This window comes from Janthinobacterium fluminis (assembly GCF_028595325.1).
Classification (GTDB): domain Bacteria; phylum Pseudomonadota; class Gammaproteobacteria; order Burkholderiales; family Burkholderiaceae_D; genus Janthinobacterium; species Janthinobacterium fluminis.
The window spans coordinates 492,802-514,351 of the sequence record NZ_JAQQXR010000001.1; the positions used below are offsets into that span (position 1 = coordinate 492,802).

Annotated in this window: 18 protein-coding genes; 11 read left to right on the plus strand and 7 right to left on the minus strand. The window is 63.9% G+C overall.

All coding sequences use genetic code 11. From position 1 onward, the window contains the following. The first annotated feature begins 343 nt into the window (after positions 1 to 343). The 3 genes from OIK44_RS02280 (at position 344) to OIK44_RS02290 (ending at position 2,922) form a co-directional block, all read left to right on the plus strand. Positions 344 to 967, plus strand: coding sequence for a hypothetical protein (locus OIK44_RS02280; RefSeq protein WP_273669038.1), 624 nt, complete (start codon positions 344 to 346; stop codon positions 965 to 967). A 146-nt stretch (positions 968 to 1,113) separates the two neighbouring features. Further along, entirely contained in the window at positions 1,114 to 1,962 is an 849-nt protein-coding gene (locus OIK44_RS02285; protein ID WP_273669039.1) for a hypothetical protein, read from the plus strand. Positions 1,963 to 2,469: 507 nt separating this feature from the next. Continuing rightward, entirely contained in the window at positions 2,470 to 2,922 is a 453-nt protein-coding gene (locus OIK44_RS02290) for a hypothetical protein (protein WP_273669040.1), read from the plus strand. A gap of 161 nt (positions 2,923 to 3,083) precedes the next feature. Here the strand turns inward: OIK44_RS02290 and OIK44_RS02295 are convergent, their stop codons facing one another. After that, the gene (locus tag OIK44_RS02295) at positions 3,084 to 3,491 is read right to left on the minus strand and encodes a hypothetical protein (RefSeq protein ID WP_273669041.1); all 408 of its coding nucleotides are present in this window, start codon (positions 3,489 to 3,491) and stop codon (positions 3,084 to 3,086) included. 193 nt (positions 3,492 to 3,684) lie between these two features. Here OIK44_RS02295 and OIK44_RS02300 point away from each other — a divergent pair, with 193 nt between their 5' ends. Next, the gene (locus tag OIK44_RS02300) at positions 3,685 to 4,182 is read left to right on the plus strand and encodes a VOC family protein (RefSeq protein WP_273669042.1); all 498 of its coding nucleotides are present in this window, start codon (positions 3,685 to 3,687) and stop codon (positions 4,180 to 4,182) included. Positions 4,183 to 4,542: 360 nt separating this feature from the next. Here the strand turns inward: OIK44_RS02300 and OIK44_RS02305 are convergent, their stop codons facing one another. Next, positions 4,543 to 4,848: a hypothetical protein gene (locus tag OIK44_RS02305; protein WP_273669043.1), complete on the minus strand. Its 306-nt coding sequence runs from the start codon at positions 4,846 to 4,848 to the stop codon at positions 4,543 to 4,545. 233 nt (positions 4,849 to 5,081) lie between these two features. Here OIK44_RS02305 and OIK44_RS02310 point away from each other — a divergent pair, with 233 nt between their 5' ends. After that, positions 5,082 to 6,113: an RNA methyltransferase gene (locus OIK44_RS02310; protein WP_273669044.1), complete on the plus strand. Its 1,032-nt coding sequence runs from the start codon at positions 5,082 to 5,084 to the stop codon at positions 6,111 to 6,113. Between the two features lie 4 nt (positions 6,114 to 6,117). Here the strand turns inward: OIK44_RS02310 and OIK44_RS02315 are convergent, their stop codons facing one another. Next, complete coding sequence (locus tag OIK44_RS02315; RefSeq protein WP_273669045.1) at positions 6,118 to 7,443, minus strand: aminotransferase-like domain-containing protein; 1,326 nt, start codon at positions 7,441 to 7,443, stop codon at positions 6,118 to 6,120. Between the two features lie 83 nt (positions 7,444 to 7,526). Between OIK44_RS02315 and OIK44_RS02320 the strand changes: the two genes are divergently transcribed. The 3 genes from OIK44_RS02320 (at position 7,527) to OIK44_RS02330 (ending at position 10,321) form a co-directional block, all read left to right on the plus strand. Further along, positions 7,527 to 8,156: a LysE family translocator gene (locus OIK44_RS02320; protein ID WP_273669046.1), complete on the plus strand. Its 630-nt coding sequence runs from the start codon at positions 7,527 to 7,529 to the stop codon at positions 8,154 to 8,156. Between the two features lie 121 nt (positions 8,157 to 8,277). After that, complete coding sequence (locus tag OIK44_RS02325; protein WP_273669047.1) at positions 8,278 to 9,552, plus strand: histidine kinase; 1,275 nt, start codon at positions 8,278 to 8,280, stop codon at positions 9,550 to 9,552. Beyond that, positions 9,545 to 10,321 carry a LytR/AlgR family response regulator transcription factor gene (locus OIK44_RS02330; RefSeq protein WP_273669048.1) on the plus strand — a complete coding sequence of 259 codons (777 nt, stop codon included), beginning with the start codon at positions 9,545 to 9,547 and terminating at the stop codon, positions 10,319 to 10,321. The genes OIK44_RS02325 and OIK44_RS02330 overlap by 8 nt, the downstream gene beginning before the upstream one ends. A gap of 47 nt (positions 10,322 to 10,368) precedes the next feature. Here the strand turns inward: OIK44_RS02330 and OIK44_RS02335 are convergent, their stop codons facing one another. The 3 genes from OIK44_RS02335 to OIK44_RS02345 all read right to left on the minus strand — a co-directional run bounded on the left by OIK44_RS02335 (position 10,369) and on the right by OIK44_RS02345 (position 15,380). After that, positions 10,369 to 12,438, minus strand: coding sequence for a prolyl oligopeptidase family serine peptidase (locus OIK44_RS02335; RefSeq protein WP_273669049.1), 2,070 nt, complete (start codon positions 12,436 to 12,438; stop codon positions 10,369 to 10,371). Positions 12,439 to 12,591: 153 nt separating this feature from the next. Then, complete coding sequence (locus OIK44_RS02340; RefSeq protein WP_273669050.1) at positions 12,592 to 14,322, minus strand: CehA/McbA family metallohydrolase; 1,731 nt, start codon at positions 14,320 to 14,322, stop codon at positions 12,592 to 12,594. 68 nt (positions 14,323 to 14,390) lie between these two features. Further along, entirely contained in the window at positions 14,391 to 15,380 is a 990-nt protein-coding gene (locus tag OIK44_RS02345; RefSeq protein WP_273669051.1) for a cyclase family protein, read from the minus strand. Positions 15,381 to 15,494: 114 nt separating this feature from the next. Here OIK44_RS02345 and OIK44_RS02350 point away from each other — a divergent pair, with 114 nt between their 5' ends. Both OIK44_RS02350 and OIK44_RS02355 read left to right on the plus strand, forming a co-directional pair. Continuing rightward, the gene (locus tag OIK44_RS02350) at positions 15,495 to 16,385 is read left to right on the plus strand and encodes a LysR family transcriptional regulator (protein ID WP_273669052.1); all 891 of its coding nucleotides are present in this window, start codon (positions 15,495 to 15,497) and stop codon (positions 16,383 to 16,385) included. A 243-nt stretch (positions 16,386 to 16,628) separates the two neighbouring features. After that, complete coding sequence (locus tag OIK44_RS02355; protein WP_273669053.1) at positions 16,629 to 17,168, plus strand: FxDxF family PEP-CTERM protein; 540 nt, start codon at positions 16,629 to 16,631, stop codon at positions 17,166 to 17,168. A 58-nt stretch (positions 17,169 to 17,226) separates the two neighbouring features. Here the strand turns inward: OIK44_RS02355 and OIK44_RS02360 are convergent, their stop codons facing one another. Further along, entirely contained in the window at positions 17,227 to 18,141 is a 915-nt protein-coding gene (locus OIK44_RS02360; RefSeq protein WP_273669054.1) for a hypothetical protein, read from the minus strand. Between the two features lie 338 nt (positions 18,142 to 18,479). Here OIK44_RS02360 and OIK44_RS02365 point away from each other — a divergent pair, with 338 nt between their 5' ends. Continuing rightward, a complete protein-coding gene (locus OIK44_RS02365; RefSeq protein WP_273669055.1) occupies positions 18,480 to 21,491 on the plus strand; it encodes a CHASE domain-containing protein in 3,012 nt (1,003 codons plus the stop codon). Positions 21,492 to 21,550 lie beyond the last annotated feature (59 nt).

Genomic DNA, 21,550 nt, shown 5'->3' on the forward strand with positions numbered 1-21,550 from the left:
GCAGGCAAGAACAGGGCCCAGCGGGTATTTGAAAAAGCCCACTCGCAGTCAATAGTATTCAGAATTGCAGCACCAACAGGATTTGAAGAAAGGCCTGTGGAAGACATCAATCATGAACTCCAACAACAACAACTTCCAGCTGGGAGAGCGTGGGGACCGTCAGTTCGGAAAGAGGCAGAGGATTTGGTCATCTACTACTCCGCCAATGACACTTGCTGGGACTTTTTCGGGCTGCGATTTATCGACAAGAAATGGCAACTCGTAACATTGGGTGTCGGATGCGATTAACCTTTTCCGGCTGGAATCCGACAGTGGTTTAAAAATTTTATATATTAAACACAGCATGAGCATCATTAAGTTTTTGTTCGCCGCGCTCGTTTTGTTACCATTTAAGGCTTTTGCCGGAGTTGACTGTGACAAGCTAGACAAAGCTGGTGATAATATTGCAAACGTCATTCCGGATTACGGTTCGGGTCGCGATATTATTGGAGATGGGCGGTTGCAGTTTTATTCAGCACCAGATGTAAGCTGCAAGATGGCTGGCCGGTTTGTCCTTCCCGGAGATACTCTGTTTGCAAAGTTCGATTACAAAGGATTTACAAAAGTCTCATTCATCGCCATGAAGAAGAGTGACCGGGAAATTACGGCATGGGTTGTGTCCTCTCGGCTGCGAGAAAATAGTGAAGGGATAGTACCAGGGCATGCGCCTGATGTTGAGGAAGTCAGCAGGCAGCTACAGGATGGGGAGTCCGCGATTTCTCAACGCAAGTATGAAAGTGCCATTGAGATATGCCAAGGAGGGCTTGATGCAATTGGCGACGCATATTGGAGCAAGAATATTGAAGATGACACTGACCTGAAGTTGATGGCGGCCCGTCTCCTTCGAAAAGATGGTAAATTGGAGAATGCAGCTTCAATGTATTGCGGAATACTGGTTGCGCGACTTCGCCTTTACAATAAAAGATAGGTTAGAAATTAGGAATGCTGGACGTCCGCAACGGGGCGGAGGCCGCCAAGGACAGCAACCGGCCAAAAGCGGACGTCGCAATACCACGCCCTTATACCTATGGACGTGTGCGCTTGCCGATGAATTATTTGCAGAAAGAAATTTAGATGGCTAACCAAATAGATGAAGTGATGGGACTATGTGCTCTATGCGGTCCGGATAATGGGCAAACAAGGGTTCTGCGCCAAAGTCATTTCTTACCAAAGTCTGTCTATAGATATCTTAACCTATCCAAATCTGAGAATACCAAGCTATTACTCCGGACTTCAAAGAAGAACAGAGTATTTTCAATGGGAAAACAGATAGTTCAAGCACTGTTATGTGATACGTGCGAGGGACTAATGTCAGTAAGAGGTGAGGATTACTACTCAAAAATGATGCTCAGGGTAGACGTCAAGAACAAGATGCCGTCCCCCGCGTATAAAATTCTTAAAGAAAGTCTTATGCATTTATGGAAAACACCTGGGAACGGTTATGGCCCCAATATGATTTTGAGCATAGGCAGCAATTTATTCCGGGCTATAGATTCTCGGCAGCTGTATCATTTTGTGATTGGCATGTTCTGGAAATCGACGTTCGACAACTGGGAGCACTGCTCAGTAATGCCCCTGGAAGCATCTCTTATCGAGGGCATGCGTAAATTCCTTCTGGGTGGGGATTCTCTTGCAGGCTATATCGTAAGGATTGTCCCTTCATTCTGGAGAGAAAAGCACGGAGTAGTTTTTCCAGGCTTGCTCAAAAGGCAGCCATTTTTCTCAATACAGCAGTTTGACTTCTACCTCGAAAACGATGAACGACAATTTAATAGAGCTATATCGATTGATGCTGTCCCGTTGTTTTACACGATAGATTCGATGAGGTCTGAGAGCACGTTCCAAGGAATGAGTGGAATCTATAAGAATGCTAAGCAGACGAAATCTGCTGAAGAGACTCAATTGTCTTGGCCGGCGGAGTGACCGTATCCCACTATCTGTTTCGGGACGATAGGCGGCTTCGGGGGCGTAATCTGTCAACGGTGGCAACCGGCCAGTTGCGGCCGTTCACCAAGAAAATGACAAGCGATAAAGTGATAAACTGTTGAAAACACCTCAGGAAAAGAAAAGTCTTAGCTACCAGAAGGATCGTCGAAATACTTACGGCGAAAATAGTAAAGCTTCTCGCAAGAACATTCCCTTATCGAAGGCGCTCGCCATCAGGGCTGAGCGTCACTCGCAAGACCATTTATTGTTGGAGACGTTGAAATCGAACGACGATGAGCAGCTAGCCTTGATAGAGAATAGCATTCATTCAACCAAGTCGAGGCAGTGGCGGAAGTCAGCCGATAAGCCTCTTGGGGAGGTACTTGCTCGACGCCTGTTACGAAAGAGTACAACGGGCCGATGAGTTTCCCGCCGCTCTCGGCCATTAGCGGACCTTCATTTTGTTTTTCACGGCAGCGCTTTACCTTCATAAATCGAATCGGTATGAAATACTCCACCAGTCTAGTGATCCTCGCAGCCTTCAGTGTTCCAGCGTTAGCTCAAGGCTTACTGAGTCCAGGTACTTATCGCGTTGAGGGCGGATGTTCCCAAACGTTTCTGAAGGGGGCAAAAACGCCCCCTGTCTGCGACCACTTTGTCGGCATTGACGCGAAAGATCTCATTAAGCCGATGTTCATCTTCCCACTGATAAATGGCGACCGGGCTTGGTTTTTTGTAACTGCGGCACCTGCTACGGGCGTGAGCGACCGTGCCATTTATCAGGTCGAGAAGCTGTACGACGAAGCGCTTGGCGGTGAGTTTTTCTACCCATCCGGTGAGTGCGAGATTACCTCTGGGCCTTCTATTCGGTGTTCTGTTTGGAATGACAAAGACCGGACTGACCTTGCACGTCAAGTGGTGTTCTCTGGCTCCGGGCAGTGGCTTCATCAAAAATGAACCGCCAAGCCCCAATGTCCGCTATGGGGCGGATGCTGCCGGTCGCGAATCGGACGTTGTGGGTCAGAACAAGTCGGAACTACTGCACCCCAGGAAGACTCTAATCCATCTGACAGTCGTTGTCAGCTCAAGTCTGAGTTACTACAGATAAGCTGCGGCCCTCAGCCCTGGCCCAGTAAGTCGCGCTCGTTCAGGATCGCGTAGACGATTTCGGGATTGCGTTCCAGACATTTGCGCACGGCCGCCGGGACAGTTTGCCGCGTCTTGCGGCACAGGCCGGGGCGCTCGGCCAGCGCGATGGTGAAGCCGCGCACCGTGCGCACGCCGCGCGCGCTGGGCGTGATGTCGAGCGCCACGCCCAGCTGGGCCTGCATGCGCTCGCCGAGCTTGCGCAAGTCGGCATAGCTGGAAATGGTGTCGATGTGATGGATGAGCTTCTTTTCCTCTTCGCGCGTCAGGCGCAGGATGCGCGTGTCGCCCTGCGGATCGCGCAGCAGCGCATCCCGCTCGCAGACGCAGGCCCCGGGGGGGCATTCCTGGCGCATGGGGAAGGGGATCGCTTCTGGCATAGGGGCCGCACTCAAGAGGGGGGGAGGTCGTGCGCGGCGCAATGGCCGGCGGCGCAACACAAGTATCCTTTGCCACTGCGGCACTGTCAAGCCGCGCCAGCGGCGCGCCCGCATGCGGCGCAGCGGGTTATGCTGGCGTGCGGACGGCGCGCCGCCATCCGCATTGCCGCCAACCTTTAAATGGAGACACACCATGCAAAGCGTTCAAAAGATCACCCCCTGCCTGTGGTTCGACAGCCAGGCCGAAGAGGCCGCCAATTTCTACACCGGCATCTTCCCCCATTCGAAAATTACCAGCGTGTCGCGCTACAGCGAGGCGGGCCAGGAAGTGCACGGCAAGCCGGCCGGCAGTGTCATGGTCGTCGCCTTCGAGCTGGACGGACAGGGTTTCACCGCGCTCAACGGCGGCCCCGTCTTCAAGTTCAATGAGGCGGTTTCGTTTCAAATCAATTGTGCCAGCCAGGAAGAGGTCGACCACTACTGGACCCGGCTGTCCGAGGGCGGCGACGCCAACGCCCAGCAATGCGGCTGGCTCAAGGACAAATACGGCGCCTCGTGGCAAGTGGTGCCGCGGGTGCTCGGCGAGCTGCTCAATGACGCCGATCCGCAGAAGGCGCAGCGGACCATGGCGGCGATGCTGAAGATGAAAAAACTCGACATCGAGGAATTGCGCCGCGCCCACGCCGGTTAGCGGCGCCATCCCGGCGATGACAATCCTTCAGCGCGCGGTCCACCGACGTGGTGGAGAAGCTATATAGCTCGCCCAAAGAGCCCGTTCGGGACTCTTGCGGGGCAGGCGGCAGCCATCGCGTCCAGCCTTGTCGAGGTAGTTGTGGAGCGTCGACTTGGAAATGCCCATCACCCTGCAGATTTCGCCGATGGCCGGGCTTTGAATACAGGACAGGTTTTTTGAACGTTCGGGGGCCGTCGCCGATCGGCTTTCCTGTCATATTCAGAAGGCGACTGCACCAATTCTCAACAGCTAATCGCACAGTGCCATATAGAGATAGAGGCGGCGATTAAATTTTAAGAATAGCCCTATTTTTTAGGATTATTTTCTATAGCTGTCAACACTGTCGTTATAGTTATTTTTTATTCTTTTGAGTAATGTTGGATTGTTCTTGTATTTATTTTTTAGAACTGAAAATTGACTTTTTGCGCCACCGCAATACTTGTCAATATCTTTCCGTATTTTCTCTTTTTCTTCCTTTGGTAGCTCTCCGTCATATTCTCCGCCAAGATGTTCGCAAGCTCCCGCATTGTAGATAAATTTCCTTACGTCTGGAGGTGAGTTTTCAACAGGGAGAGCTAATGAGGAAGTTAGTAAAAGCAATAAAAATATGTATGAGTTACGCATGTCAATTTCCTTGATTAACGACCATTGTTTGACCAATGCGGGAAATCTCGCCAGGCCCATTGTGAATCGCCACGAGTCTGCTAGACACCCGCGAGTCATTCAAAATTCCTTCGCTCAAACTATACTGGCGAAAGCCTGTCATGGAATCCAAGCGGATCACAGGTCGTCACAATTATGGCAGAGCGGTCCTGAACGTATAAAATTACGGCAGACTTCCGTTATCCGCCGACCCCATGCAAATTGAAACGATACGCCAGCGTCTGCGCGCGCTGGGCGCCAAGCCCTTGCACGAGCAACGCGTGCTGCGCGACTGGGTGCAGGCCCAGCCGCATGACCAGGGCCGGCGCCGCGCCCAGGACTTCCTGCCGCAGGGCGTGCGCGAGGCGCTGCCGGCGTTGGACGCCGAGCTGCACGGGCTGGCGCGCCTGCTCAGTTGCCACCCCGCCGACGACGGCTCGGCGCGCCTGCTGGTCGGCCTGGGCGACGGCCAGAGCGTCGAGAGCGTGCTGTTGCCGCGCGACGGCCTGTGCGTGTCCAGCCAGGTCGGTTGCGCCGTCGGCTGCCAGTTCTGCATGACGGGCCGCGACGGCTTGATTCGCCAGGTGACGAGCGGCGAAATCGTCGCCCAGGTCGTGCTGGCGCGCACCCTGCGGACCGTCAAGAAGGTCGTCTTCATGGGCATGGGCGAGCCGGCCCACAACCTTGCCAATGTGCTGGAGGCCATCGAGTTGCTGGGCACCGAGGGCAATATCGGCCACAAGAATCTGGTTTTTTCGAGCGTCGGCGACGTGCGCGTGTTCGAGCGCCTGCCGCAGGGCGCCGTCAAGCCGGCGCTGGCGCTGTCGCTGCACACGACCAAGGCCGCGCTGCGCGAAAAGCTGCTGCCGCGCGCGCCGCGCCTGACGCCGCGCCAGTTGGTCGCACTGGGGCAGGAGTACGCCCGCGCCACCGCCTACCCGGTCCAGTACCAGTGGACGCTGCTCGAAGGCGTCAACGACGGCGAGGACGAGATGGACGGCATCGTCGACCTGCTCAAGGGCCAGTACGCGGTGCTGAACATGATTCCCTACAACACGGTCGCCGACCTGGAATTCAAGCGCCCCACCTGGGAGCGGGCGCGGGCGATCGCCGCCGCGCTGCGCCAGCGCGGCGTGCTGACCAAGCTGCGCGATTCGGCCGGGCAGGAGGTCGACGGCGGTTGCGGCCAGTTGCGCGCCCGCGCCGTCGCCGCCGCGCCGGGCATGATCGCCATCCGTTCCGCCTGAGGGCCTAGCCCAGCGCCGCCAGCCGCACCTGGCGCAGCGCCGCCTCCAGCGCCTCGGACGCGACCGAGCCGATGGCCAGGCGCAGCGCCTGCGGCGCGTGGGCCGTCGCGGCGAACGGTTCGGCCGTCGTCACCATCACGCCCTGGCGCTGCAGTTGCGCGGCGACGCCGTCGGCGCGCCCTTCCTCAGGCAGCGTCAGCCACAAATAGTAGGAGTTCGGGTGCGCGGTGATCGCGCAGCCGCGCAGCGCGCGCCGCGCCAGGCTTTGGCGCTGCCGGGCGTCGGCCCGTTTGCGCTCCTCCAGCGCGTCTACCTGGCCCGATTCGATCCAGTCGCAGCCGAGAGCCACCGTCAGCGACGGCGTGTTCCAGGTCGAGGCGCGAATGGCCCGTTCCAGCGCCGGGATCAGCGGCGCCGGCGCGGCGACGAAGCCGAAACGCAGGCCCGAGGCGACGCTTTTCGACAGGCCGGAGACGTAGACGGTGCGCTCCGGCGCGTGGGTGAACAGCGGCTTCGGCGCCGGTTCGGCGAGGAAGGCGTAGGCGCCGTCCTCGATCAGGAGGAAGTCGTGGCGCGCGGCCAGCGCGGCCAGGCGGCGGCGCGGCGCTTCGGCCATCACCGAGCCGAGTGGATTGTGCATGGTCGGCATCGTGTACAGCGCGCGCACCGGGCGGCGCCGGCACAGCGCCTCCAGCGCGTCCAGGCAGGTGACGCCGTCGCGCTGCGGCAGCGCCGCCACGTCGAGGCGGAACAGCTGCGCCAGGCGCAGGATGCCGGGATAACTGAGGGCGTCGACGGCCAGCACGTCGCCGGGTTTCAGCAGGCCCAGCACGACGGTGGACAGGCCCTGCTGCGCGCCGTTGACGATCAGCACCTGTTCGGCCGGCACGCGGATGCCGCGGTTGCGCAGGTGGCGCGCCACCGACTGGCGCTCGTGCGGGCGGCCGCCCTGCGGCGCCGAGTGCAGCAGCGCGTCCAGGTCGCCGGCGCCGGCCAGCTTGCGCAAGCCTTCGCGCAGCATCTCGGCCTGGCCGGGCAGGGCCGGGTAGTTGAAGGTCAGGTCGACGGCGTCGTGGCGCGCCGCCTGCTGTTCCAGGCCCAGGCCGCGCGGCAGCGAGGTGTCGCGCACGAAGGTGCCGCGGCCCGTTTCGCCGGCCACCAGGCCGGCCGCCTCCAGTTCGCTGTAGACGCGCGTGGCCGTGGCCAGCGCGATGCGCTGCTGGCGCATCAGCGCGCGCAGCGGCGGCAGTTGCGCGCCGGGGCGCAGTTCGCCGCTGCCGATGCGGGCGCGGAAGTCGTCGACGATGGTTTTGTAGCGCACGGTGGGCATGGCGGCGTGTATCTAGGACAATTCCTTAACTGTATCAGGTAACGCGGTTATGCTGGAAACTTGCTTACTTCCTGGGCTTGAACATGATCGCATTCAGCACCCTCTTGATGTTTTCCGCCGCCGTGACGATGCTGCTGCTGTCGCCCGGCCCGAACATGGCCTTCGTCATCGCCCAGGGCGCCAGCCACGGCGCGCGCGGCGGCGTCGCGGCGGCGCTGGGCATAGGCGCCGCCGATTTGCTGCTGACGCTGGCGACGGCGACCGGCGTCACGGCCGTGGTGGCCGCGTGGCCGGCCGCCTTCGAGCTGATCCGCTACGCCGGCGTGCTGTATCTGCTGTACCTGGCCGGCCAGGCGCTGCGCCGCCGTCCCGCGCCGCAGGCGCAGGAGGGGGCGCGCATTGGGCTGGCGACGGTGTTCCTGCGCTCCATGCTCAACAGCCTGCTGAATCCGAAGGCGCTGCTGTTTTTCATGGTGTTCCTGCCGCAATTCACCGACCTGGGGCGGGGCGCCGTGGCGCCGCAATTGCTGCTGCTGGGCTGCGTGCTGACCGCGATCAGCGTCGTCTTCCACGCCCTGCTGGGCGCCGTCGGCGGCGCGGCGCGGCGCTTCTTCGCGGACCGGCCGGCCGCCGCCCGGCTGCAGCCGTATGCGCTGGCCGCGCTGATGCTGGCGCTGGCGCTGCGCCTGGTGCTGATGCAGCGGCCCGCGTAGCGGGGGGAGGGGCGGAAATCAGCCATTTCGTCGCAGTAAACATGGCTTCCGTCGCATAATACGCGGCGGGCGCGCCGGCGCTTGCTATTGTGTGCGTCAGCTCGTCACTTTGGAAGCCATCATGATAACTAGTGTTCTGTTCATTTTTCGCATCGCCGCGGCGTGGTTCCTCGCGTATTTGTTCATCGCGGTGACGCTGGCCTCGATCATGCTGAGCGACGGCAGCCGCAAAGGCAACATCTTCGTTTTCATCGGCTTCATGCTGGTCGGCGCCGCCATCGTCAGCGCGTTTTCGCATCTGCGGCGGGTGCGCCTGGTCGCCGGCGTCGTCAACAACAGCACGCTGTCGAACCGCCAGCGGCGCCAGATCGAGATCCCATACGAGGCCGGCGAGGGATTCGACATGATCGACGCGGCGATCCGCGAACTGCCCGGCAGTATCGCCATCGAGAGCGCCCGCGACAGCCTGCAGGTGCGCGCGCGGGTCAAGCGCATGGCGCCATACAGCGGCGGCGGCCTGGACTCTTTGCGGATACTGCAGTGGTTCGACTTGCGCCCGAACCAGATACTGGCGACGGTGGTGCCGAACGGCGACGCCGGCAGCGTGACGCTGATCTGCGAGCCGGGCCGGGCCGCCTGGTGCGATTTGTTCCTGGTCGACGACGGCAGCAATCTGGAAAACGCCGAGGCCATCGGCCGCGCCATCACGCGGCGGGTGGCGCAGCGCCGCCGCGGCGAGCAGGCCGAGGCCAGGCAGAGCGCCGTCGAGAAGGAGCTGACCATGGCCCGGCTGAACCTGCTGCATGCCCAGGTCGAGCCGCACTTCCTCTATAACACGCTGGCCAGCGCGCAGATTCTGACGCGCAGCGACCCGGCCCGCGCCGACGCCATGCTGGGCAACCTGATCCTCTACCTGCGCCACGCGGTGCCGCGCGCCGACGACGCGCCCTCGACCATCGGCGCGGAGCTGGAGCGCACGCGCGCCTACCTCGACATCATGAAGATACGCATGGGCGCGCGCCTGAGCCTGCACATCGAGGTGGCGCCCGAGCTGCTCGGACAGGCTTTCCCCGGCATGATGCTGCAAACGCTGGCCGAGAACGCGATCAAGCACGGCCTGGAGCCGAAGCCGGGCGGCGGCGCCATCTGGATTTCCGTGCGCGCCATCGGCGGCGCGATGGCGGTCACGGTGGCCGACGACGGCCGCGGCTTCAGCCAGGACGGCGGCGGCACCGGCATCGGCCTGCGCAATGTGCGCGAGCGCCTGCAACTGCTGTATGGCGCGACGGCCTCGTTCTCGATCATCGCCAACTTCCCCGGCGGCGTGGCGGCCACCATCACCGTGCCGGCCGCCGCGCTGGCGACCACCACCTTGATAGGCAGCGAACATGTCTGAAATAACTTGTGTGATTGCGGAAGACGAGGCGTTGCTGCGCGACGCCTTGATCGAGCAACTGGCCGGCATCTGGCCGGAATTGAAGATCGTCGCCGCCTGCGACGACGGCGGCAGCGCGCTGGAAGCGATCGCCCGGCTGCGGCCCGACGTGGCCTTCCTGGACATCCGCATGCCGGGCCTGAGCGGCCTGGAAGTGGCGGCGGCGCTGACCGAGGCCAGCCCGAAGACGCAGATCGTCTTCGTCACCGCCTACGACCAGTACGCCGTCGACGCCTTCGACAAGGGCGCGGTCGACTACCTGCTGAAGCCGGTCGCGGCGGCGCGCCTGCAGGCGACCGTGCAGCGCCTGAAGGCGCGCGCCGCAGCCGGCGCGGCGCCGGACGCGGCGCTGGCGGCGCTGCTGCGCCAGCTGGGCGGCGCGCTGCCGCCGGTGGCCAAGGCGCCGCCGCTGGTGTGGCTGACGGCCAGCGCCGGCAACGAGGCGCGCCTGATCATGGTCGACGACGTCGCCTACTTCCAGTCCGATAACAAGTACACGGTGGTGATGACGCCGCAGGGCGAGGCGCTGTTGCGCAAGCCGATACGCGAATTGCTCGACGCGCTGGACCCGACGATCTTCAAGCAGATCCACCGCTCGACGATTGTCAATTTGCGGGCGGTGGCCTCGGTCACGCGCGACGAGATGGGCAAGGGGGTGATGCGTTTGAAGACGCGTCCGGAAACGCTGCAGGTGAGCCAGCCCTTCATGGCGTTGTTCCGCAATATGTGAAGCGCTGGCGGCGGACAGGCGCCAGGCCCGCCGCCGCCTTCGCCGGCTTACTTCAGCTGGTTCAGCAGGAAGGTGTAGGTCAGCGCCCACATCTGCGTTTGCTGGTCGTTATTGGCCGCGCCGGCGTGGCCGCCCTCCATGTTTTCCCAGTACAGCACGTCGTGGCCCTGTTCCTGCATCTTCGCCACCATCTTGCGCGCGTGGCCAGGATGGACGCGGTCGTCGCGCGTCGAGGTGGTAAACAGCGTGCGCGGATACTTTTTGTCCTTGAAGACGTTGTGGTAGGGCGAATATTTGCTGATGTAGTTCCATTGCGCCGGATCGTCCGGGTCGCCGTATTCGCCCATCCACGAGGCGCCGGCCAGCAGTTTGCTGTAGCGCTGCATGTCGAGCAGCGGCACCTGGCAGACGACGGCGTTGAACAGCTCGGGGCGCTGCGCCATGACGGCGCCGACCAGCAGGCCGCCATTGCTGCCGCCCATGATGCCGAGGTGGCGCGGGCTCGACACCTTGCGCGCGATCAGGTCCTGGGCGACGGCGATGAAGTCGTCGTAGGCGCGCTGGCGCTGGTCCTTGAGCGCCGCCTGGTGCCAGCGCGGGCCGAACTCGCCGCCGCCGCGTATATTCGCCAGCACGTAGACGCCGCCGTTTTTTAGCCACGCTTCGCCGGTGACGCCGCTATAGAACGGCTTCAGCGACACCTCGAAGCCGCCGTAGCCGTACAGCACGGTCGGATTTTTGCCGTCCAGCTTGGTTTCCTTGCCCATGATGACGAAGTAGGGCACCTTGACGCCGTCCGGCGACGTCGCCTCGAACTGCTTGACGGCGTAGGGGCTGGCGTCGAAGAAGGCGGGCAGCGCCTTGACGGCCGTGCGGGCATTGTCGCCGGCCTGCGCCAGATACATCGTCGTCGGGTTGAGGAAGTCGGTCACGGTGAGGAAGTACTGGTCCGACTCGGTGGCGTCGAGCGCGCCCAGCTCCAGCGTGCCGAAGGCCGGCGCGTCGACGGCGCGGCGCTGCCACTTGCCGTCGACGCGGCGCAGTTCGACGATGCGGTTCTTGACGTTCTCCAGCTCGTTGAGCAGCAGCGCGCTGCGCGTGGCCGTGACGCCGTCGAGCGATTTGGTCGGCGTCGGCGTGAACAATTGCTCGAACACGCGCTCGCCCTTCATGAAGCGCAGGAAGTCGGTGGCCAGCAGCGCGCCCTGCGGATAGGTCTTGCCGCCGACGCGCCAGTCCGAGCGCAGTTCGATGATGAGCTGGTCGCGCACCGTGTAGGCGTTGGCGTCGTCCGGCTTGGCCACCTGGGTCAGGGTGTCGCCGTTGCGCAGGAACAGTTCGCTGCTGTAGAAGCCGATCTGGCGCTCGATGAACTGGTGCTCGTAGCCGGGCGTGACGACGCGGTAGGCGCCGACGCCGAGGTCTTCGCTCTTCGCTTCGTAGAGCAGGCGGGCCTGCGCCAGCGGCGTGCCGCGGCGCCATTCCTTGACGATGCGCGGGTAGCCGGAACTGGTCAGCGAGCCGGCGCCGAAGTCGGTCGACACGAAGACGGTGTCCTGGTCGATCCATGAGGCGCCGCCCTTGGCCTCGGGCAGCGCGAAGCCGTCCTTGACGAAGCTGCGCTGGCCGATGTCGTATTCGCGCACGACGTGGGCGTCGCCGCCGCCGCGCGATAGCGAGACGAGGCAGCGCTCGCCTTTCGGGTACAGGCAGGATGCGCCGCCCCAGACCCAGTTTTCCTGCTCGTCCCTGGCCAACTGGTCGAGGTCGATGACGGTTTCCCAGGCCGGCTCGGGCAGCTGGAACTGGGCCAGCGTGGTGCGGCGCCAGATGCCGCGCACATGCGTGGCGTCGCGCCAGAAATTATAGTAATAGTCGCCGTTCTTGCTGACGTAGGGGATGCGTTCGCTGGAGTTGAGCACGGTTTTCAGGCGCGCGTGCATGGGGGCGAACTGTTCCCGGCCTTCGAGTTCCTTCTGGGTTGCCGCGTTGTGGGCCTTGACCCAGGCCAGCGGCTTGTCGCCGCCGACCTCTTCCAGCCACTGGTAGGCGTCGGCGCCGCCGTGCGCGTGCGCGCCGCCCGCTGCCGCCAGTCCCAGCAGGACGCTGGTGGCCATTTTTCGATATGATCGCATTGCATGTCTTTCATGGTGGTGCCGCCATCTCCAATAGGGCGGCCAGAACCATAATGTGGCACAAATTGCCATAAGCACCAAGATTTTCAAGAAAGATTGCCGGGAAATCGTGGTCTGTCCCCGGCTGGCGGCCCTTTAGGGGCAGGCGCCCTGGCTGACCCACACGGGCGCCGACCAGAGCACTTTGCCGTCGTCCTGCGTCACTTTGGCGTAGTAGAAATGCTCGCCGTTGGCCGGTGTGATCGTGGTGTCCGCCACACTGGCCAGTTGCGTCACCGTGCCGTTGCGGCCGGGCACGCCTTCGTAGATGGCGACGGTCGCGACCCTGCCTCCGGCCAGGCTGGCGTAGTTGACCAGCAGGCGCAGCGGCCCGCTGTTGTTGAAGCGCTCGCCCATCAGGTGGCCGTTGGCGCTCAGCACCAGTTGTGCGTGCTTGTCCATGGTGGCGAATACGCGCCGCGCCTTCAGCGCGTCGAGCACGCTCGCCTGCGACAGCGGCACGCCGTTCGGGATCAGGATGCCGGTGCGGTTGCTGTAGGACGCGCCCCAGTTGGCGCAGTGGTTGTCCTGGTCGCTGCTGAAGGCCAGGTGGTAGCCGGCTTCGAGCGCTTTGTTGCAGGCCAGTTCGTAGTTGCTGCGGCGGCTTTCCGTTTCCGTCATATTGGTCGAGAAGGCCGAGCTGTTCATCACTTCGCACAGCGCCATCGCGGCGTCGCCGTCGGCGCTGTAGCCGAAGGGGACGCCGCCGACGCGGAATTGCCCGTTCAGGGCCGGGTGGTTGAACTGGCCTATCCAGCCGCGCTGGCGCATCAGCGCGAACAGGCTGGCGTAGTCGTTTTTCGGCGTCAGCGTGTCGGCCAGCAACTCGTTCCTGTTGTTGACTTCCCAGCCCAGCAGTTCTTCGCTGTTGAAGATGTTCAGGTGGCCGCCGTTGTTGATGACGCCCCATTCCATGCCGTAGATGGCGAGGAAGTCGGGGTGGGCCGCGTTGAATTCGGCGGCAATGTCCAGGCCGGCGTGGTACAGGGCTTTGGCGGCCGCCGCGTCGGCGTCGCCGTTGGTGCCGTCGGAGCCGTCGTACATGTGGTTGTGCTCGGACGTGAAGAGGATGTCGAGCCCGTGCGCGCGGGCGAAGGCGTAGGCGTCGGCCGGGCCGAATGCGCCGCTTTGCGGCGCCTGGGCGCCGCTGCAGTGGGCGACGTCGCCGCCGCCGTCGCTGTGCCGGGTCTGGCTGTGCAGGTTGCCGTAATAGACGGTATAGGGGAGCGCGTCCGGCGCCGGCGCGGCGGCGGGCGGGGCGGCGCGCGCGGGCAGGGCGCGGAAGGCCGGCATCGCCGGCGGCGCCGGGTTGCCGACGAGGATGTCCCAGCGTTGTTCGATCAGGCCGGCTTGTCCCTCGGCCAGCGTGCGCGCGGCGGCCGCGAGGCCGGGGTCGCCGGCGGCGGCCCGGCGCGGCGCCAGCGGCGCCGCCATGCCGGCGCGGCGCTCTTGCGCCAGCGCGCGCAGCCGCAGTTGGTAGTTGCCGTCGGGCAGGGCGGCGGCGTCCTTGCCTGCTCCCCAGGGGATGCGCAGCGTGACGGCGCGCTCGAACAGGCGGGCCACGCCGAACCACTGCTGCACGGGCTGCCCCGACGGCGCCAGCAATTCCAGGCGCCAGGTGACGGCTTGTTCGCGCAGCGCGGCCGGGTAGCTGAAGTGCAGCGTGAAGGCGCGCCCCGGGCTGCGCCCCTGCGCCGGCGCGGCCCGGTATGGCGCGTCCAGGGTGGCGTCGAATTCGCGGTGCTCGAACGGCGCCTGCGCAGTCGCGCCCGTCGTCGCGGCCGCCGCCAGCATGCCGAGCAGCATGCATGCCGCTATCGTGCCCATATCCCCTCCCGTAGCGCCCCGATGGCCCTGCAGTTAGACTGCGCGGCGGCCGCGGAAGTTCGCCGGCCTTAGTCGATCGGCAGGGCGATCGGGCGGATCGGCGCGGCGTCGCCGCCGCGGAATTTGAGCGAGGCGCCGATGAAGGCGAATTGGTAGACGCGGTCGCGCGACAGCGCCTCCAGGTTGACCAGTTCGAGGATGGGCGCGCCTTTCTGCGCCAGCAGGTAGGTGTGCACCGGCAGGTAGTTGCCGCTGACCTCGGACGGGAAGGTTTCGAAGCTCAGGTTGTCGGCGCCGACCACCATCGCGCCGCCGTCCTCGACGAGGAATTTGGCCGCGTCCAGGCTCAGACCGGGCGGATTGGCCATGTAGACCTGGGCGTTGTCGTAGTCGCGCATGCGGCCGGTGCGTATCAGCACGACGTCGCCTTCGCGCAGGCTGGTTTGCTGCCGTTCCAGCGCCTGGCGCAAGTCCTGGCGGGTCACGCGGTAATTGTCCGGCAGTTGCGCCAGCCCCTTGGCGGCGGCGATGTCGATGAGCACGCCGCGGGCGACGATGGGCGGCAGTTTTTCCGCGCCGGTGACGGTCCAGCCGCGGTCGCCGAGGTGCTCGGCCTCGGTGTAGCCATTCCAGATCTTGCCGTTCAGGCCGAAGTGGTTCAGCGCGTCGATGTGGGTGCCCATGTGGGCGTACATGGACACGGCCGAGCCCGTGTAACTGACGTGGCGGTTCATGTCCGCGCCGACTTGCATCGGGTCGGCGACGATGTTGCCGTGCGGCGTGTGGGTCAGCCACATCTGGTAGGGCGGGTCGCCGGCCGCCTGCCAGCTGGGCATGCCGACGAAGTAGTCGACGGCCAGGTCGTAGGCTTGCTTGCCGCTGACGCGGGCCAGGATGGCGGCGCGCGAGGCGGGCGTGATCAGGTTGAGGCGGCCGATTTCATCCTTGGCGCCCCAGGGGCTGACGCCGACTTGCTCGGCGGCGCAGGCGCCGCCGGCCAGCAGGGCCAGCAGCAGGGGGAGGGCGCGCAGGCGGCGGATGGGGGTGCTTGTTTGCATGTGTGACTCCTGTCTGTGTGGGCCTCCAGGGAGGCGAGGAGTGCATGATATTATTATTCGATTCGATGATAATCGCTGAATTTGTGCAGATATATTCAACCAAAAGGAAAGTATATGGATGTGGTCGCGGCCATGCGCGTGTTCCGCCAGGTGGTGCAGCGTGACAGTTTCAGCAAGGCGGCCGAAGATTTACGCCAATCGGCGGCGGCCGTCAGCAAGCAGGTGCGGCAATTGGAGGAGCGTCTGGGCACGCTGTTGATCCTGCGCACGACGCGGCGCATGAGTCTGTCGGAGGCGGGGCGCGTCTACTACGCCGAATGTTGCCGCCTGCTCGACGAGCTGGACGCGCTGGAGCGGGCCACGGCGGCCGGCGCCGGCGCCGTCGCCGGTTGCCTGCGCGTCAACGCGCCGCTGTCCTTCGGCTTGAAGGTGTTGTCGCCGCTGCTGGCCGAGTTCATGGCGCGCTATCCGCAGTTGCGCGTCGAGCTGACCTTGAACGACCGCCTGCTCGACGTCGTCACCGAGGGTTTCGACGTGTCGCTGCGGGTGCGCACGCAACTGGCCGACTCCTCGCTGGTGGCGCGCCGCCTGGGCGAGGTCGAGCAACTGATTTGCGCCGCGCCGGCCTATCTGGCGCGGCGCGGCACGCCGCAGCGGGCCGAGGATTTGCGCGGCCACGACTGCCTGGCCTACCGCCTGGCCGAGCACCCCGGCGTCTGGCAACTGGAGGGCGATGAGGGCGCGGTCAGCATCGCGCTGCCGACGCGCCTGTCGGCCGACAACAGCATGTTGCTGGCCGATATGCTGGTGGCCGGCCTCGGCGTCGGTTCCTTGCCGTGCTTTATTGCCCGCCCGCTGATCGACAGCGGTGCCCTGGTGAGCTTGCTGCCGGGGCGGCGCATGGCGCGGCGCGGCATTTACGCGCTCTACCCGGACCAGCGCCACCCGCAGCAAAAGGTCAGGGTGTTCGTCGATTTTCTTGCCGAGGCGCTCAGTGCCGCGTGAGAGGCGGCGCGCGCCCACGGCGGGGACGCAAAAGCGCGGAACCGCAGCACAGGCTTCTTAGCGGCGTATTGATGCTTGTCTCAAAAACATGAAAGATTTCATTTTTATATTGCCATCTGTATATTTTGTGTTACATTAGCGACCTTGATTGAACTTGATGGAAATCATGTTTCCCTTCGGAACCAAGATGGTCATCTTATGCAAGCATTTCGTTAATTTCGTAATAAAAATAGGAGTTTTACAATGAATGTTTCTTTTTTTGCTAAAGCCGCCGGTTCGGCTTTGATCGCCGTTTCCATGTTCGCTGGCGTATCGGCTAACGCGGCCACCACCCTGGTATTCAACGGCGAAAGCGCCTCGTTCCGCGCCACCCACGGCGCCGGCGTCACCACCTTCTCCGACGAATACCTGTTCGACGTGCCAGCCCTGAGCAGCAGCGATCCTTTCGGCACCTTCACCGTCAGCGCCAACCGTGGCGGCGCCACGATCAAGAACACCAACGTGACCTTCTTCATGATCAACGCCGACAATAGCCGCACCGCGCTGGCTACCGTCGTCGACGGCACCGGTTTCTACTTGACCTCCGGTAAACTGGGCACGGGCCACTACGGCTTCGATTTCTCGGGCGCCATCAAGGACATCACCAAGGGCGGTTCCTACGGCGGCACGCTGACGATGAACGTGTCGGCCGTTCCAGAACCAGAAACCTACGCCATGCTGCTGGCCGGCCTGGGCATGCTGGGCTTCACCGCTCGCCGCAAAGCGAACAACAAAGTCGGCTAATCACCGGCTTGACGAAAAAAAACCCGCGCGAGCGGGTTTTTTTTCGTCCGGCCTGGCCTTATTTGGCCGGGCAGCGCGGCGTCATCTTGTAAACATAGATGTCGCTGATTTCGCGGTCGTAGCCTGGGTAGAAGCCCTTCGGCATGCCCAGCACGATTTTCTTGCCGCGGTTCGCGTGGACCAGCATCTCGCCGCTCTTGCGGTCGACCGTCACGCCCTCGATTTCGCCGAAGTCCTTGAAATCGCTGAAGGTTTTTTCCAGCACCACTTCCGCGTTCGGCTTGTTGTCGTCGATCTTGACGCGGTACAGGTGGTCGTATTCCTTGGCGTCGGCGGTGCCGTCGTCGGCCGTCAGGTAGATGTCGCCGTCGAGCACGACGATGCCCTGTATCCATTGCGGCACGGCTTGCAGGTGGACCTTGCGCTTGTACTTGCCGGTGCTCAGGTCGTACTCATACAGGTAGCGGCCGCTTTCCTCGCCGACCCAGGATGCCATCCATACGCTGTTGCGCTTGCTGTCGACGGCCATGCTGGACACTTCCAGCTGGCCCGATTCCGCGTTGAAGGGGAAGGTGCGCTTGAGTTTCAGCGTGTCGGCGTCGTGCACGGCGATCTGGATGTCCTTGCCGGCGCCGTCGCTGAACCATTCGGCCGACACATACACTTCGTTCTTGTAGACGTCGATGTCGCCGATGTGGTTGGAGGGGATCTGGTAGCCGTCGAACGGTTTCGGGTTCGAGGCGATCAGCTTGCCGTCTTTCGAGTATTTGAACAGGTCGACGCTGCCGGAGACGTAGTAGAACTCGCCGTCGGCGGCGATGCCCTGGCGGCCGGCCACTTCGAACGTGCGCTTCAACTGGTACTCGTATTTCGGCAGCGCGGCGCGGGACGCGGCGTCGCAGGCGGCCTTGGTGGCGGCGCCGGCTGTCGAGGACAGCAGGACGGCGATGAGGGCGGTGCTGATTTTTTTCATGCTTGGTGCTCCTAAATGGCTGAGTCGGTCTGCGGCGCGCTGCCCGGCGGGGCCGGATGCGCTGGCGCGGCTGGCAGTGTGAAGTCGATGTTGCCGTATGTCAAGATATGCGCGGATTTTTCTGCCGCGCGCGCGCCGCCGCCCTTGGCTGTGACCGCATATTGACGCCTGCCGCCAAAACGCAACTTACAGTGGTGGCGGGCGGCCTTTGATAGTATCCTGCTGGAATAAATTACCTTTGGCCACGCGGTCAGCGGCCCGCTCCAGCGGCCCTGCACGGCACGACGATAAAGCGATCAACGATGCGGACTTTTGGCAAGTTGGGCAAAGGCTGGACGATGTCAAAACTGCCGCTGTGGGGCGCGGGGCTGTCGCTGGCCGCGCTGATCGCGGCGATCCTGTATATGGGCGCGGCCAAGACGGTCGAGGACGACGCGCGCCAGCGCTTCGAGAACGTGGCCCGCAGCACCCAGTACAGCCTGTCGGCGCGGGTGAAGACCTATTCGGACCTGGTGCGCGGCCTGGTGGCCCTGTTCCGCACCTCCGACACGCTCACGCGCGGCCAGTTCCACGAATACGTCGGCGGCCTCGACCTGCCGCGCCACTTCCCCGCCATCGAGGCGCTGACCTACGCGCAGTCGCTCACCGACGCCCAGCGCGACGCCTTCGAGGCGGCCGTGCGCCGCGACGCCAGCGTGCAGCCGGGCGGCTACCCGGACTTCGCCATCAAGCCGCCGGGGCGGCGGCCCTGGTATTCCGTGCTCAACTACATGGAGCCGATGGCGACGCTGAAGGAAAAGTTCGGCGTCGACATCGCCGCCACGCCGGCCGTGCGGCGCGCGCTGGAGCAGTCGCGCGACTCGGGCCAGGTCAGCGCCTCGGGCCAGCCCATCATCGTGCAGGGGCCGCCGCGCCACATCGCGCTGGGCATGCGCCTGCCGGTGTACCGCAAGGGCCTGCCGCTGACGGACGCGGCGAGCCGGCGCGCCGCCTACCTGGGCGCCGTCGGCATCGGCTTCAGCATTCCCAAGCTGGTGCAGGGCGCGCTCGACGAGATGGCGCTGCGCCAGGTGCACCTGACGCTGTACGCGGACAACGCCGCCGACCCCGAGCAGCGCCGCCTGGTGCTGGAAAAGACCGACCGCCTGCTGTTCAACGACAACGGCAGCACCGAGGTCGAGGCCATCCCCGAGGCCGAGCGGGCCGATTATTTCGAGACGGTGCTGCCGATCGACTTCAACGGCAGCCTGTGGAAGGCGCATTTCCGCGTCCGCAAGGTCGACCTGTACACGGGCTTCGACCGCTATTTCCCCGGGCTGGCCCTGTTCATCGGCTTCGCCGGGACCTTGCTGATCTACGCCTACTTCTACACGCTGTACGCGTCGCGCCGCAAGGAGACCGAGCAGCGCCTGCTGCTCGACACGGTGCTCAACAACGTCGACGCCCACGTCTACATGAAGGACCACGACCGCCGCTACATCTACGCCAACGCCAAGATGGCCGAGGTGCTGGGGCAGCCGCTGGAGCAGATCATCGGCAAGCTGGACCGCGAGCTGATGCCGGCGGCGCGCGCCGACGCCGCCTGGGAGCTCGACAAGCAGGTGTTCGAGGACTGCGTCAAGCACACCACCGAGGAGCAGTACGCCGACCGCGACGGCGAGGTGCGCCACCTGTGGACGGTCAAGGTGCCGCTGCTGCACGAGAGCGCGATCAACGCCGTCATCGGCCTGTCGACCGACGTCACCGAGCTGCACAACCTGAAGGAGCAGGCCGACGCCGCCAACCAGGCCAAGAGCGACTTCCTGTCGAACATGAGCCACGAAATCCGCACGCCGATGAACAGCATCATCGGCATGGCCCACCTGGCGCTGAAGTCGGTGGCCGACCCGAAGCAGCGCGACTACCTGCAGAAAATCTACCACTCGGGCCAGCATTTGCTGGGGCTGATCAACGACATCCTGGATTTTTCCAAGATCGAGGCCGGCAAGCTGGAGCTGGAGGAGCTCGACTTCACGCTCGACACGCTGCTGGCGAACATTTCCAGCCAGCTGGGCCAGAGCGCGGCGGCGAAGGGGCTGACGCTGGTGTTCGAGATCTGGCCGGGCCTGTCGCACCAGTTGCGCGGCGATCCGCTGCGGCTGGAGCAGGTGCTGCTGAACCTGACCAGCAACGCCATCAAGTTCTCCGACAACGGCCAGATCTTCATCCGCGCCCGTCCGCTGGAAGACCAGGACCACCACACCATGGTGCGCTTCGAGGTGCAGGACCCCGGCATCGGCATGAGCCCGGAGGAGGTGGCGCAGCTGTTCCAGTCCTTCCACCAGGCCGACGCGTCGACGACGCGCAAGTACGGCGGCACGGGGCTGGGCCTGGTGATCAGCAAGCAGCTCGCCGAGCTGATGGGCGGCGGCGTCGGCGTCGAGAGCCAGCCCGGCGCCGGCAGCACCTTCTGGTTCGCGGCGCGGCTGGAAAAAGGCGCCGACTGCTTCGCCGCCAGCGACGAGCTGGTGCAGCCGGACGTGCTCGACACGATACAGGGCGCCGCCATCCTGCTGGTCGAGGACAACATCTTCAGCCAGCAGGTGGGCCAGGAATTGCTGGAGGACGCGGGCGCCACCGTCTGCGTCGCCAACAACGGCAAGGAAGCCATCGACCTGCTGCTCAAGGAGCGCTTCGACTGCGTGCTGATGGACGTGCAGATGCCGCTGATGGACGGTTTCGAGACGACGCGCATGATACGCGCCCATCCGAAGCTGGCCGGCACCCTGGTCATCGCCATGACGGCCAACGCCGGCAGCGAGGACAAGGCGCGCTGCCTGCAGGCCGGCATGGACGAATTCGTCACCAAGCCGATCGCGCCCAAGCTGCTGTTCACGGTGCTGGCGAAGTGGCTGGCGCTGCGCGCCGACGTGCGCGTGCGCCCGCCGGCCGCGCCCAAGGCGGCGCCGGCGCCCGCGCCCGCCGCGCCCGCCGCCGCGGTCGCCGTGCAGGTGGAGGCGGCGGCGCTGCTCGACATGGCGGCGCTGGCGCAAACCTTCGGCAGCAAACCGGACAAGATGCGCAAGTTCGCCGTGATGTTCCTCGATGCCGCGCGCGACAGCCTGGTCGAGATGGACCAGGCGATGGAGCGCGGCGACCTGGTGCGCCTGGCCGAGCTGGGACACCGCACCAAGTCGTCGGCGCGGGCCGTCGGGGCGATGAGCTTCGCCGCGCTGTGCCACGCGCTGGAAGGCATCAAGCACGACGGCGACCCGGCGCTGGCGCGCCAGCTGGTGGCGCAGATGCCGCCGCTGCTGGAGCGCCTGAAGGGGCACATCGCCCAGGAATTGACGGCGCGCGACCCCGGCTAGCCCGGCAGCGGCGATAATAGGGGGTTTTGCGCGCCGCGCGGCGCCGTCCCCCCAACCCA